Annotated in this window: 13 protein-coding genes; 6 read left to right on the top strand and 7 right to left on the bottom strand. The window is 61.0% G+C overall.

The window, feature by feature from the left end:
• Positions 1 to 61: 61 nt before the first annotated feature.
• Both CPI83_RS01950 and CPI83_RS01955 read left to right on the top strand, forming a co-directional pair.
• Complete coding sequence (locus CPI83_RS01950) at positions 62 to 406, top strand: metalloregulator ArsR/SmtB family transcription factor (RefSeq protein WP_020909557.1); 345 nt, start codon at positions 62 to 64, stop codon at positions 404 to 406.
• Positions 397 to 1,077, top strand: coding sequence for a cation transporter (locus tag CPI83_RS01955; RefSeq protein WP_041815388.1), 681 nt, complete (start codon positions 397 to 399; stop codon positions 1,075 to 1,077). The genes CPI83_RS01950 and CPI83_RS01955 overlap by 10 nt, the downstream gene beginning before the upstream one ends.
• Positions 1,078 to 1,131: 54 nt before the next feature.
• Here the strand turns inward: CPI83_RS01955 and CPI83_RS01960 are convergent, their stop codons facing one another.
• Entirely contained in the window at positions 1,132 to 1,605 is a 474-nt protein-coding gene (locus tag CPI83_RS01960; protein ID WP_197535017.1) for an SRPBCC family protein, read from the bottom strand.
• A gap of 145 nt (positions 1,606 to 1,750) precedes the next feature.
• On the opposite strand from CPI83_RS01960, the gene CPI83_RS01965 reads away from it, so the two are divergent.
• Positions 1,751 to 2,167 carry a hypothetical protein gene (locus CPI83_RS01965; protein WP_020909554.1) on the top strand — a complete coding sequence of 139 codons (417 nt, stop codon included), beginning with the start codon at positions 1,751 to 1,753 and terminating at the stop codon, positions 2,165 to 2,167.
• Between the two features lie 112 nt (positions 2,168 to 2,279).
• Here CPI83_RS01965 and CPI83_RS01970 read toward each other — a convergent pair whose 3' ends face one another.
• Positions 2,280 to 2,492 carry a hypothetical protein gene (locus tag CPI83_RS01970; RefSeq protein WP_078377385.1) on the bottom strand — a complete coding sequence of 71 codons (213 nt, stop codon included), beginning with the start codon at positions 2,490 to 2,492 and terminating at the stop codon, positions 2,280 to 2,282.
• A gap of 257 nt (positions 2,493 to 2,749) precedes the next feature.
• Here CPI83_RS01970 and CPI83_RS01975 point away from each other — a divergent pair, with 257 nt between their 5' ends.
• Genes CPI83_RS01975 through CPI83_RS01985 form a run of 3 tightly spaced genes read left to right on the top strand, consistent with a single transcriptional unit; the run spans position 2,750 to position 5,835 of the window.
• The gene (locus CPI83_RS01975) at positions 2,750 to 3,409 is read left to right on the top strand and encodes a GAP family protein (protein WP_097386690.1); all 660 of its coding nucleotides are present in this window, start codon (positions 2,750 to 2,752) and stop codon (positions 3,407 to 3,409) included.
• Positions 3,410 to 3,424: 15 nt separating this feature from the next.
• Complete coding sequence (locus CPI83_RS01980) at positions 3,425 to 4,138, top strand: GAP family protein (protein ID WP_019745851.1); 714 nt, start codon at positions 3,425 to 3,427, stop codon at positions 4,136 to 4,138.
• Positions 4,135 to 5,835 (top strand): SulP family inorganic anion transporter, encoded by a 1,701-nt coding sequence (locus CPI83_RS01985; protein ID WP_019745850.1) that lies wholly within the window; start codon positions 4,135 to 4,137, stop codon positions 5,833 to 5,835. Before CPI83_RS01980 ends, CPI83_RS01985 begins: the two co-directional genes overlap by 4 nt.
• On the opposite strand, the gene CPI83_RS01990 is transcribed toward CPI83_RS01985, so the two are convergent.
• The 5 genes from CPI83_RS01990 to CPI83_RS02010 form a co-directional block, all read right to left on the bottom strand.
• A complete protein-coding gene (locus tag CPI83_RS01990; protein ID WP_020909552.1) occupies positions 5,827 to 6,648 on the bottom strand; it encodes a hypothetical protein in 822 nt (273 codons plus the stop codon). The two genes, CPI83_RS01985 and CPI83_RS01990, sit on opposite strands and share 9 nt — an antisense overlap.
• 14 nt (positions 6,649 to 6,662) lie before the next feature.
• Positions 6,663 to 9,377, bottom strand: a complete 2,715-nt coding sequence (locus tag CPI83_RS01995) for a LuxR C-terminal-related transcriptional regulator (protein WP_046379516.1) — start codon at positions 9,375 to 9,377, stop codon at positions 6,663 to 6,665.
• 176 nt (positions 9,378 to 9,553) lie between these two features.
• Positions 9,554 to 10,516 carry an asparaginase gene (locus CPI83_RS02000; protein WP_097386691.1) on the bottom strand — a complete coding sequence of 321 codons (963 nt, stop codon included), beginning with the start codon at positions 10,514 to 10,516 and terminating at the stop codon, positions 9,554 to 9,556.
• 15 nt (positions 10,517 to 10,531) lie between these two features.
• Positions 10,532 to 11,977, bottom strand: a complete 1,446-nt coding sequence (locus tag CPI83_RS02005; protein ID WP_021345920.1) for an amino acid permease — start codon at positions 11,975 to 11,977, stop codon at positions 10,532 to 10,534.
• Positions 11,977 to 13,416 carry an aspartate ammonia-lyase gene (locus CPI83_RS02010; RefSeq protein ID WP_021345919.1) on the bottom strand — a complete coding sequence of 480 codons (1,440 nt, stop codon included), beginning with the start codon at positions 13,414 to 13,416 and terminating at the stop codon, positions 11,977 to 11,979. Before CPI83_RS02010 ends, CPI83_RS02005 begins: the two co-directional genes overlap by 1 nt.
• Positions 13,417 to 13,537 lie beyond the last annotated feature (121 nt).

Here is a 13,537-nt window from a genome sequence, read left to right on the forward strand (position 1 = left end):
GATCTTGAACCATCTGAGTTCACTGTTTTCTGAATACAGATTTCGATGTACTGTCGTACGTATGGATGTCGAGGGCGTAGATGTGGTGACCAACGTGGCGGTGCTTGCGAGGTTCGGGCATGCCTTGTCCGACGAGACTCGGACACGGATACTGCTCGAACTGAAAACTGCCCCTCGGTACCCGTCCGACCTCGCTGAAACACTGGCTGTGACCAGGCAGAAGCTGTCCAATCATCTGGCTTGTCTGCGCGGTTGTGGCTTGGTAGTGGCCGTCCCGGAAGGGCGCCGGACCAGATACGAACTCGCCGACGCACATATCGGTCAGGCCCTCGACGACCTGCTCGGGGTCGTACTCGCGGTGGATCCGTCGTACTGCCCGGACAGTGAATCAGAAGGATGCTGCTGATGGTTGCGCCCGTTGACGGTGGCGGCCTCTCGACTGCCCGGCGTGCGCTCTTGTCGAGACGAATTCGCATCTTCGTGGCGATCACGATCAGCTACAACGTCGTCGAAGCGGTCATCGCGCTGGCGGAGGGCACACGGGTGTCGTCCGCAGCACTGTTCGGTTTCGGCCTCGATTCGGTGATCGAAGTGTCCTCGGCGGCAGCGGTTGCCTGGCAGTTCTCGGCTCCGGATCCGACGAGCCGTGAGAAGACGGCACTGCGAGTGATCGCATTCTCGTTCTTCGGGCTCGCTGCGTACGTCTCGTTCGACGCGATTCGGTCGCTGTTCGGTCTGGGTGAAGCGCAGCACACGAGCGTCGGAATAGTATTGGCTGCAGCCAGTTTGGCGATCATGCCGGCCCTGTCCTATGCGCAACGCCGAGCAGGTAGGGAGTTGGGTTCGCTTTCGGCGGTCGCGGATTCGAAGCAGACGCTGCTCTGCACCTACCTTTCTGCGGTCTTGCTGGTCGGTTTGCTGCTCAACTCGGTGCTCGGCTGGTCGTGGGCGGACCCGATTGCGGCACTGGTGATCGCCGTCATCGCCGTGAAGGAAGGCATCAACGCGTGGAAGGGTGATCCGTGCTGCCCGGTTGTGACGGTGCCCGAGAGCGGTGACGAGTGCGACTGCTGCTGAGTGAACACAGGTTCAGTTGAGTGAACACCGTCTGCAGCGCGTCGGAGAGGGTGCTCACTCGGTGAAAGGGGTGCCACCTTCTGCGCGGGTCTTGATGTGCGCGGCGCGTTGCTCGAGAAGACGGCGCAGATACGGGCCGACAGCCAACCTCAGTGCCAGGTGTCCGAGCGCGCCGAAAGGGGCCGTAACCGTGAAGCGGTCATGCATCCGCGTCCACCCACCCGGCTGATCGTCGAAGACGTGCTCGTGTTGCATTGCGGCAAACGGGCCGCGGACCTGCTCGTCTGTGAACGAGTACGGACGGTTGTACTGCGTGATTCGGCTTGTCATCGAGAATCTCCACCCGAAATGCCGAGCAGCGAACGACACCTCGTCGCCCTCTCCCAGCGTCGATCTACCCGTACTTGTGACTGCCACCTCATCTGTTGCGTGGAGCGAGGCGGAGTGTTCGTCCATGTCGAGTTCGAGATCGAAGATCACTGCCGGTGGAGCGTAGATATCGGTGATCACGACCACGGTGTGTTGCACAGTGCCAGTCTGCCAATGTTGGTTTGCGACGCCGACAAGCGGGTACGGGTCGGTGACCTGCGGTTCATCCGCGACGGGTGATGTTTTCGCTTCCCAGCCCCTCGAGACTGAGTATGGGAAGTGCATTCTGTCGAAAGGAACGCTGATGACTGCTCCACCGCGGGAACCCGCGAATCACCCTGTCCGGCAGGGTTTCGCGGTAGGTACGACGTTTGCAGCAGCAATTCTGCTGCTCACCGCAGGCATTGTCGCTCTGCTTCAGGGCATTGCGGCGGTCGCCGACAACAATCTGTTTGTCGTGGGTATCAACTACACGTACAAGTTCGACATCACGACGTGGGGCTGGATCCACATCATCTTGGGCATCATCGGAATCGTGGTGGCTCTCGGCCTCTTCACCGGTGCAGTGTGGGCCAGGGCGGCGGCGATAGTCATTGCGTCGCTCTCGATCATCGCCAACTTCTTGTGGATGCCGTACTACCCGCTGTGGTCGATCCTGGTCATCGCGCTCGACGTCGTTGTGATCTGGGCCGTCGCGACCTGGGACACAGACAGAGTCTAGGCGCCGAACAACTCGAGAGCAGTTGGTCCCGACCGAATCGACTCGGTCGGGACCATCGCTCGTGCGCGGGGGACGATCCGACGGAGGGCCGGCTCGGATCAGTCGGCTCGGGTCAGTCTGGGAGCCTTCGTAGTTCGGCTACGGTCAAGCCGAGGGAATCGAGGCGGGCCATGATGCTTCGCATAGCAGTGTGATCCGCGACGGGCCCGTACAAACTGGTGAATCCGCCGGCTGCACTGGCAACGCTGAGTTCGGGAAACGCCGCTTTGACGCGGTCCGACACTTCGCCGTCGATGAGGAATTGATACCGAGTGGGAGCATTCATCAGTGTCCGCTCCATTTCGTAGGGCCATGAGGTTCGGTCAGTACCGCGTCGAGCCTCGAAATCACGTGTCGTCAGGGGCAATCGGCGTCGCCGCTCGATCCAGGACTCCGTATCCGTGAGATCCAGTCTTGCTCCCACACGCTCCCGAGGCGTCATCCCCAACGGGTGAATGTCATCGCGGCTCCGTTCATCCCTTTTGTGTGAGGCTGCGAAGGAACGTCACCCCTAGTGTCGACCGGGAGAGAGAAGAGGTCGGCATGGGATCTGTCATCGGGGATCTTCTACCCTTAGCGGTCGGTGTTGCGGTATCGCCCATCCCGATCATCGCGGCGATCTTGATGTTGTTGTCCAAGCGAGCCGGTAGCACCAGCGTCGGATTCGCCCTGGGCTGGATACTCGGAATAGTTGTCGCCACTGTGATCTTCGTGCTCCTGTCCAGCAAGCTCGGCGACTCCGAAGGTGATCCCTCTGCGACGGTGTCGTGGATCAAGCTGGCGTTGGGTGTGTTGCTGCTTGCGTTCGGAGTCAAGCAATGGCGTGGCCGCGGTGGCGAGCATGAAACCCCGAAGTGGATGCAAGCCATCGACGACATGACCGCTGCCAAGGGCGTCGGCTTGGGCTTCGCGCTGGCAGCGATCAATCCGAAGAATCTGATGATGTGTATCGCGGCTGGAATCTCGATCGGCTCTGCGTCATTGGGCTCCGGCGAAGTAGTCGTCGCGGTTCTGGTTTTCACCGTCATCGCTGCATCGACAGTGTGCGTGCCCGTGATCGGTTACCTCGTTGCAGCGGAGCGACTGCGCGGTCCGCTGGCCAAGCTGAAGGTGTGGTTGCAGGACAACAACGCCACTGTGATGAGTGTGTTGATCCTGGTTATCGGTGTTGTTCTCATCGGTAAGGGCATCGGCGGTCTCTGACAACGGGAGGTAGTTATGGGATCGCTGCTACTGCAACAGATCCCGCTGGCACTCGGTATCATCATGAGCCCGCTGGCGGTTGTCGCCGTTGTCGCCGTGCTCTTTTCCGAACGAGCGCGTCTCAACAGCATCGCGTATCTGATCGGGTGGTATCTCGGAATAGTTGTCGCCCTGGCCGGGTCGTACATCATCTTGACCGCACTCCAAGTTCATCAGAGAACACACCCACCCCTGTGGGTGCCCATCCTCCACCTCGTTCTCGGCGTGACGTTGCTCGCGGGTGCCTGGTTCGTCTACACGCGTAGTCGGCGCGGAGTGCAGGCGATGGCGGCTGCAGTGGCTCCGGGAGATGTTGTCGCGGCGGCCCCTCAACTGCCGAAAATGCTCCAGTCGGTAGAACACTTCCAGCCGATGCGATCGGGTGTGCTCGGGTTCGCGCTGTTCGTTCTCAATCCCATCGACATGTCCTGTGCGATTGCCGCTGCCATGAACTTTCGCCTCAGCACCGTGGCGCCGACGTCGCAGATCGTCTCGGCCGTGATCTTTTCTCTGGTGTCCGTGACCTCGGTCGCCGTGCCTGTCGCCCTTCTCCTGATCAAGAAGGAGGAGGCCACCGAACCGCTGCAGAAGATCCGCACCTGGATAGCCACCAACACGCACTTGCTGAACGTCGGGCTCCTCGTCCTGATCGCGGCGATGCAGATCAGTAAAGGGGTGCAAGGGCTATGAGTGCTCCGCACACACGGACGTGGTGGGTCTTCGGATCACTGTCCGACTATCAGCGAGGCTGGCTTCGACCAGACATCATCGCCGGCCTCACGGTGTGGGCTGTCCTTGTCCCGGAAGCGCTCGCGTACGCCACCATCGCCGGAGTTCCGCCGGTGGTCGGGCTCTACGCTGCAGTTCCGTCACTGATTCTGTATGCAGCAGCTGGTAGTTCGCGGCATCTGATCGTCGGACCGATGTCGGCCACTGCCGCGTTGTCCGCGGCGATGATCGCGCCACTGGCGTCGGGAGACGACACCAGATTTGTCGCATTGTCGGTCGGGCTCGCGATCGTGACCGGACTCGTCGGATTGCTCGCAGGATTCATGCGCCTCGGATTCATCGCATCCTTCATCTCCGAGCCGGTTCTCAAGGGATTCATAGTCGGTTTGGCACTCACGATCATCATCGGTCAAGTACCAAAACTCCTGGGCGTGGACAAGGGCGAGGGGAACTTCTTCGTCCAGGCGTGGACGGTGATCAAGGAACTTGGCGAGGTCGACGGTCCGACGGTGGTCATCGGATTGCTCAGCTTGGCAATGGTTCTGGGAGTCAAGCGATGGCTCCCGCTCGTGCCAGGTTCGCTTCTGGTTGTGTTACTGGGGATTACCGCAGTGGCGCTGTTCGGACTCGACGACCGTGGCATCGACATCGTCGGACACATCGATTCGGGCTTGCCGACTATGGGCCTGCCGAGTGGAGTAGGAGCCGAGGACTACCTCGACCTAGTGGGGCCGGCCGTCGGTGTTCTACTCATCGGTTTCGCCGAAGGTCTCGGCGCTGCAAAGACATACGCGGCGAAGGCCGGATACACGATCGACGCCAATCGGGAACTGGTAGGACTGGGGGCCGCCAATCTCGGATCGGGCATCTGCTCGGGAATGGTGGTCAACGGCAGCCTCTCGAAGACGGCTGTCAACGGGGGAGCGGGTGCCAAATCACAGGTCAGCGGGTTGGTGGTCGCCGCATTGACGCTGCTGACACTGCTGTTCCTGACTGGGTTGTTCGAGAAACTACCGGAAGCGACACTATCGGCGGTGGTCATCGCCGCAGTGATCGAACTAGTGGATTTCTCTTCTCTCGCAGCGCTGTACCGGGTCTGGACAAAGCGATTGGGCAGCATCTACGGGCACGCCGCTCGGGCCGATTTCGCCGCCGCTGTCGCGGCGATGTTCGGAGTTCTCCTGTTCGATACCTTGCCCGGTCTGATCATCGGAATCGTCGTCTCGATGCTGCTGCTCCTGTATCGAGTCTCCAAACCGCACGTGGCCGCTCTGGCCAAGGACGGCACGCGCTGGGTCGACACCAGCAGCCATCCTGATCTGAGGACACTCGACGGCGTCGTGGTGGTCAGGGTCGAATCCGGACTCTTCTTCGCGAATGCCGATCACGTGCGTGATCAGATCACCGGCATGGTGACCACCGGGACCACGACGGTCATCCTCGACGCCGAGACTTCACCGTTCATCGACGTCAGCGCGGCCCAGATGTTGGCTCAGCTTCGAGATTCGTTGGCTCGCAAGAATGTGAGCTTCCGGGTGGCCCGCGACATCGGGCAGTTCCGCGATGTCTTGTCCGGGGCCGACGAGGGTGCGCTGAAGGTCGACGTCTATCCAACCGTCTCGCAGGCGCTCGAGGGTCGGGACAACACTTCAGCGTGAGGTCCGCAGCCAGATTCCCAGTGGCCCCGCATCTTTTGCGACCGATCCGACGATCGACGACGCGACCACCACGATGGCAGAGAAGATGAACAGCCACCCGATCACGGTGAACATCACGCCGAGAAGGCCGAACTCGTCCTGAGACGTTTTGGTCATCCGCGGCAGAAATAGAGTGCCGGCCACGTGCAGTCCGGTCAGACCCGTCGCGGTGAGCAAGCCGGACCCGACACACATACGAGTGGTCATGCGATTGGCGGTCAACAGCATGGGCACAGCAGTCCAGACCAGTGCCCACACTGCGTAGACAGCAACAAATTCCAGGAGACTGCCCACTCTCGGAACGGCATTCAGTTCGCGGCACAGCGCCGCACCGACCACTGACGCGGCGACGACGAACACGACCGCGATCCACCGCCATGCCTGGCGAAGCGTCGCAGTCGGCACGCTCCAGATTCGTCCGTACATCCGGCCAAGGGCGCGAGCGTAGGACGTGGAACTGATCAACAGCATGAGCAAGCCGACAATCCCGAACGCGGCCGCAGTGGAGGTGTCGGTCATCACGGCGTCGGGAAGCTGCACCCCGAGGTCGTCTCTGGCGACATCGGCCAAGGGCTTCAGCTTTTCCAGGGTGGACGCTGCGATCATCACCGGCAGCAAGGACGTGAACGCCTGGGCTGCCAAAGTCATGGCGCTGTCGACGAGTCCGACTTCGAAGACGTCGATCGTCGCGTCGGTAGCCAAGCGTCGGCTCGGCGTGCGTCTCGCCCAGACGGTCATTCGATCGCGCGTATCGGAGTACAGCTTCGGGGGCATGGAAGCAGTCTTGCTCAGATGAGTCCGCCGCGGCGCGCAGCCTTGAGTGCGTCGCGGCGGTTACTTACTTCCAACTTCCGATAGATCCCGCGTAGATGCGTCTTGATCGTGTTGACGGACAGGAACAGCGTGTCGGCGATCGACTCGGTGGTGTCTCCCGAGGCCAGTTCGCGCAGCACGGTGTATTCGCCCGGTGTGAGGATCGGTGCACTCACCAACTCTTGTGGACGAATGCGGTTGCGTACCTGTTCGGCAAAAGCCTCCTGATCGCCGAAGTGCCCACTGAACTCGTCGAAGATCGGACGCAGTGACGCGCCGTAGTCGAGGAAAGGTCGCAACAGCCCACCGGTTTCTGCGGCTCGCAGGGCTTTGTGCAGCGAACGAAACGACTTGCGCTCGTGACCGGTGGCAGCGTGGATCCCAGCCTCGAGTGTCCAGGCGTAGACGGTGTGGGCGAGCACAGGCTCTTCGGTGGATCCGAGGGCTTCGGAAACCTCGACGAGTGCTTCTGCGAACTTGTTGGACGAGAAAGCCACGGCAGCTCGCGCCAGGTGTATCTCGGAAGTCTCGCCGAACTGATCAGCCGCATCGCGCACGAGTCGGCCGGCCCATTCCACTTCGCCGACCGACAGGCATGCGTTCACGACCGGTGGGAGTAGGGCCAGAGTCGCCAATGAGAAGGTGCGCAGTGCGATCGCGCTGAGCATCGCATCGCGGACGTCGGCAGCGGTCGACCGTCGATCGGCCGCGTCGCCGAGACTGTGGAGCCCGAACGTGACGACGGTGTGCCACCCGAATGCCGGGACGCTGGCGCCGAGAACATCTGTGCTCCGGTAGTTTCCGATAGTCGGTATGCGGTACGGAAGTTCGCTGGTGGCGCAGAGATATGCAGCGAAGGCCACCACGGACGCGGACAACTCGTACTCCGCCGTCGTTGTGATTCGGTGTTCGACCGCGTAGTCGATGGCGTAGGTGGAGTGTGCCCTCATCGCCTCGATGTCCCCGCTGAGTGAGGCGACGAATCCCAGCCCGGTCAGTGCCTTCAGTACGAATCGCGACCTGCCTCGTAGTGTTCCGAGCGCGACCGCCTGGGTGTATTCGACAGTTGCCCTGTCGAACTCGCGTTTGAGTAGGAGGGCCGTCGCTACCTCGAGGTGAGCGTAGGCTTCGACGTCCGAGTGAGTGCTGTTCTGGCGCCGCACCAGGCGCGAAACCAATGGATTGTTGTCAGAAGTTGGCGAAGCGCAGGAGATTTCCAGACTCATCGCCAGGAACAGTGGCTCGTCCGCAATAGGCGGATGAGTTGCCTCGAGGAGATCGAGGCACGTTGTCGCAGAGGTCACGTCACCGGAATGGAGGGCGGCCGCAGCCAGGACCAGGCGGGTGATCGGAGATTCGGAGACCTGCGTCGGCGCGGATTCGAGCACTCGGACGACGTCTCCGCTGTGCCCGTCGAGTACGAGGCCCAGTCCGCAGCGCTCGAGAAAAGCGAGGATGCGGCACGGGTCGCCGATCGACACCTCGAGTTCGAGCGCCTCGAGTTCGAAGTGATGACTCTCGAACCAGGTTGCTGCTCGAAGGTGCGCGCGATTTCTCTCCTCGTGATCGACCCGGCGGAACTCCGCGCGGAGGTGTTCGAGGAGAAGGGGGTGGTAGCTGAACCACGTGGTGTGGTCGGCGGAGTCGGTCCGCGTCACGGGGAAGTTGTATTGAATCAGAGCGTCGATCTCGGACCGAGCATTCGAATCGGTCAGCGTTTCTGCGAGTTGAGCAGAGAACGAATCGACGACGGATGTCCGCAACATGAATGTCGTGACATGCTCGGGCAAGGATGTCAGGACCTCGTCGACGAGGAAGTCGGCGATCGGGCGCGGCGTATGGGTGAACTCGTTCAATGCATCACCGATGTCGCTCCGGCCTGCCAGGAACGCTGCGGTCAGGCGAACAACAGCGCCCCACCCCTTGGTGAAGTTCTCGACGATTGCGAGCTCGTCGTCGCCGAGGGTGATGTCGTATTCGCCGAACATCGCAGTGATCTCGGTGCGGTCGAAGGCGAGATCGGTGGATGCGAAGCGAGTGAGTCGGCCATCGAGCGCGAGACGATGCCAGGTGAGCGGAGGTTCGTATCGAGCAGCGACGATGATCGACAGATTGTCCGGCGTGTGCGTGAGTATCTGGTCGAGAAGACCGATCGACATCGGATCGTGAAGTGTGTGCACATCGTCGAGGATCAGCGTCGTTCGGCGATCGTGAGCTTCGACGGTTTCCGCGAAGTGCGCGAGCCACTGTTCGACGGGTCGTCTCGATCCCGCCTGTGCCGGGAACCCTTGCCCGGTGGGCGCGCGACCGGCCGGGTCGAGAGGCGTCGAGATGGCCTCGGCGAGGGATTCGCACAGCACCGACACGTTGTTGTCGCGCTCGGCCAACGTCAGCCAGGCGAGGTCCACGTCAGGGGACGCCCGCGAATACTCACGAGCCCAATTCGCCAGCAGCAGGGTCTTTCCCGCTCCGGCCGGTGCAGAAAGCAGCCCGACGGACCCGGGCCCCGAGCCCTCGGTAGTGGTGGACGCGGTGAGTTTCTGGTGCAACCGGGGACGTGGAACCAGTCCCTTGATTGCAGAGGGTGGGTGAAAGCGCCCGCTGACAGGCGCGTCCGACGCGTGAGTGTGCCCGACGCGGTGAGACGCGTCGAGCGTCACTGCAGCGGCATCACGAAATGGGCTGCTCATCCGACTCCTGTTCGACTGGCTGCACTGGACGTGACCGCTGGATCGACATACGTAACGAGTTAGATGATGTGAAACTACCCAATTCGGACACTTGTTAAGCGTCCAAATCAAAAGATTCGGACCAAAGTCCCTGATTTAGCGAGGGGTGCGTTCGAACTACGACGGCGTCGCCAGTGCTACCGCCTGAATGGCGGGGTGCGAGCAAACCTCGAATATCGGTCGAATGCCTTTTCCAGGCCCACGAGATCCGGATCTGACAACAAGGCCGCCAGAAGTACACGTGCCTGACCGGCCCGAAGATCGGTGGAAAATACAGCGCCTGCGGCGATCAAGTCGTGGCCGCCGCCACCACCTCCGTAAACCGGGGAGATTGGCCCCGAGGGCACACGAGTTGTCACTACCACCGGAATGTGAGCGCCTACGCAGTCTCGGACGGCCTCGACGATCGTCGGATTGGCATTTCCCGAACCGAGTCCGTCGAGAACGAGTCCATTTGCCCCGGCGCTCACGCAAGCGTCGATCTGTACGCGGTCTGCCCCGGGATACACGGCGATGATGTCGACGCGGGTGTTCGAAATCGGATGCCACGGCAATGGTTCGGGAGTGTGCAGCAGTGCCGGATCGATGCGCAAGGAGTGGAAGGCATCAAGTGCCGTCGTGTCGGCCTTTCGCGTACCTGCGGCCGGGTGGACCGAACCGCCGAAGGCGATGAGGACACCACGTCCCTGCGACGAGATGTCGAGTCCGGCCGCGATCGCCGCGGCCAGATTCGAACGAGCGTCGGACTCGGGATGGTCGAAAGTGCGCTGCGCCCCGGTGAAGACCACCGGACGTCGGTCGTCGTGGTGCAGGTCCAACAAGAACGCAGTTTCCTCCATCGTGTCGGTGCCGTGAAGCACGACCACCGCGTCGAGTCCAGGATCCTTCAATTCGTCGGCTACGGCGTCGCGAACACGATCCATGTCCGCGAAGGTCATGCTCGAGCTGTCCTTCGACATCACGTCCACGACTCGAAGATCGATGTCGGTCTGCTCATTGCCGAGCAGATCTGCACCGGTGATTGCGGGCCGACTGATTCCGTGCGCATCTCGGGTGCTGGCGATGGTGCCACCAGTGGTGACGACTGCGACTTTCGACACTGAGGTCCTTTCACGTCAAGCTGTGGGGCGATGGATGGCCAACTCGCGAATGCGATTCCTGGCGCCGTACCAACCAATCATCAACAGCGGTGCGATGATCGCGATGGAGCCGACGGTCCATGTTCCAACAGGGTTGTCGAATGCCATCAATACGATAACGACCGCAAGAAAGACCAGTGTCGCGATCCCGGTGTACGGTGCGCCGAATATGCGGAAGGGAGGGCGGGTGACTTTGCCTTGTTTCGCAAGTTGCCAGAGCTTCAACTGGCACAACACTATGACTGCCCACGCACTGATGATGCCGAGGGCTGCAAGATTGAGGACTATTTCGAAGGCTTGCGCTGGGACAACAGCATTGAGCCCGACGCCGAACAGAATGACCACGCCGGTGAGTGCGATTCCCCCGTACGGCACTCCGGCTTTGTTCATTTTGGCAGCGAAGGCAGGCGCCGAGCCTGCCATCGCCATCGAATGGAGTATTCGTCCGGTCGAATACAATCCGGCATTGAGGGAAGACAAGGCTGCAGTGAGAACGACCAGATTCATGATCGCATCCGCGCCTTGGATGTTGATCGAACCGAAGAATGTGACGAATGGACTTTCACCGGCGTGGTACTCCGTGTACGGGAGCAACAGCGAGAGCAGTAGTACCGATCCCACGTAGAAGACGAGGATCCGAATGATCACTGTGTTGATTGCCTTGGGTATCACCTTCCGGGGATTTTCGGTCTCTCCGGCCGTGGTTCCCACGAGTTCAATTGAGGCGTAAGCGAACACGACGCCCTGAATCACCACGACTGCCGGAAGTATTCCGTTGGGGAACAGCCCACCATTGTCGGTGATCAGGCTGAATCCGGAGGAATGCCCTTCGATGGGCGTGCCGAAGAGTACGAAATAGACACCGAACCCGAGGAACGCGGTCAACGCAACGACCTTGATCAACGCGAACCAGAACTCCAGCTCTCCGAAGACTTTCACGGACACCAGATTCAGTCCGAGAACCAACACCACCGCGATCAGAGCGAACATCCACTGATCGATGTGCCCCAGTGGCGCCCAGTACTTTTTGAAGAAGTTCATGTACAACGCCACAGCCGTGACATCGACCACGGCAGTCATTGCCCAGTTCATCCAGTACAGCCAACCCGCGGCGAAAGCCATCTTCTCGCCGAAGAATTCGCGTGCGTAGGAAACGAAGGATCCCGAAGTCGGGCGGTGCATCACCAGTTCGCCGAGTGCCCTCAGGATCAGGAACGCGAAGAACCCGCACAACGCGTACACGAGAACCAAGGCCGGGCCCGCCTGTTGGAGTCGCCCTCCCGCACCCATGAAAAGGCCTGTTCCGATCGCACCACCGATCGCGATCATCTGAATCTGTCTGGGGCCGAGCGCCTTCTGATATCCGAGATCCTCTTCAGCGGCAACCGCGGCGTGGGGTGTCTCTTCCCGTTCGACGGTCATCAAACCTCCTCCGCGACGGCGGTAGCATGAGGCTTCTCGCCCGCAACGCGGAGATTGGCGAGATGTTCGGGGCTGAGCAACCGATCGAGTTCCTCGCGGTCGAGCAGGCCCGCTTCGATCACGAGATCGGCGACGCGACGCCCGGAAATCAACGCCTCCTGGGCAATCCGGGTGGACGCGGTATATCCGATGTAGGGATTGAGCGCAGTGACGAGGCCGATGGAGTCTTCGACTCGCGCGCGCAACAGTTCGGTGTTGGCCGTGATACCGAGTACGCACCGGTCCGCCAGAATGCGGCAAGCCGCACCGAGGTGTCGCATTCCTTCGGACAGTGAGTGCACGATGATCGGCTCGAAAGCGTTGAGTTGGAGTTGCCCGGATTCCGCAGCCATCGTAATCGTCACGTCATTGCCGATGACTTCGTACGCGACCTGATTGAGGACCTCGGGAATTACCGGATTGACCTTGCCCGGCATGATCGACGAACCTGCCTGCACCGGAGGCAGATTGATCTCGTTCAATCCGGCTCGCGGACCAGAAGAGAGCAGCCGAAGATCGTTGCACACCTTGGACAACTTCACAGCGACCCGCTTGAGTACGCCGGAGAGGTGGACGAACTGGCCCACGTCTTGGGTCGCTTCGACCAGATCCGTTGCCAACACCAGCGGCAGCCCGGTTAGTGCGCCCAGGTCGGAACAGGCCACCTCGGCGTAGCCGGCAGGTGCGTTGAGACCGGTGCCGATAGCAGTGGCGCCGAGGTTGATCTCGTGAACGAGAAGAGCAGCCTCAGCCAGGCGCGCTCGATCCTCCTCGATCATGACCGCGTAGGTGCCGAACTCCTGACCCAGAGTCATCGGCACGGCGTCCTGCAGTTGGGTGCGTCCCATCTTCACTGTGTCGGCGAACTCGAGAGATTTGGTCGTGAACGCATTCTGGAGTACACGAAGTGCATCCAGCAGGTCCTCGATCGCGAAGATCGTCGAGATGTTGACGGCCGTGGGGTAGACGTCGTTGGTCGATTGGCTCAGGTTCACGTGCTCATTGGGGTGAAGTCGTTCGTAGTCGCCGCGCTGGTGGCCGAGGATTTCCAATGCGCGATTGGCGATTACCTCGTTGGCATTCATGTTCGTCGACGTTCCGGCACCACCCTGGATGACGTCCACCACGAACTGTTCGTGCCACCGGCCGTCCACGATTTCCTTGCATGCCTGTGAGATGGCCTCGGCTCGCGGGCCGTCGAGGATGCCCAGCTTCTCGTTTGCGCTGGCTGCGGCCCATTTGACGTAAGCGATGCCGCGGATCAGATGCGGGTTCGTGGAAATTGTTCGACCAGTGATCGGGAAGTTCTCCATCGCGCGCAAGGTGTGGATTCCCCAGTACGAATCGGCTGGAACTTCGCGATCGCCGAGCAGATCGTGTTCTGTTCGCGTTTCGAGCACTTGATCAATTCCTCGTGTCTCTTCGCGCGAGCATCACTCTGCGCGGTGGGTGTATTTCGGGATCGCAGCGCTGACGGACAAGTAGTAGACCCGCCCAGCTATCGGGCTATCAGGCTGTCTG

This window comes from Rhodococcus sp. H-CA8f (assembly GCF_002501585.1).
Lineage (GTDB): Bacteria > Actinomycetota > Actinomycetes > Mycobacteriales > Mycobacteriaceae > Rhodococcus_F > Rhodococcus_F erythropolis.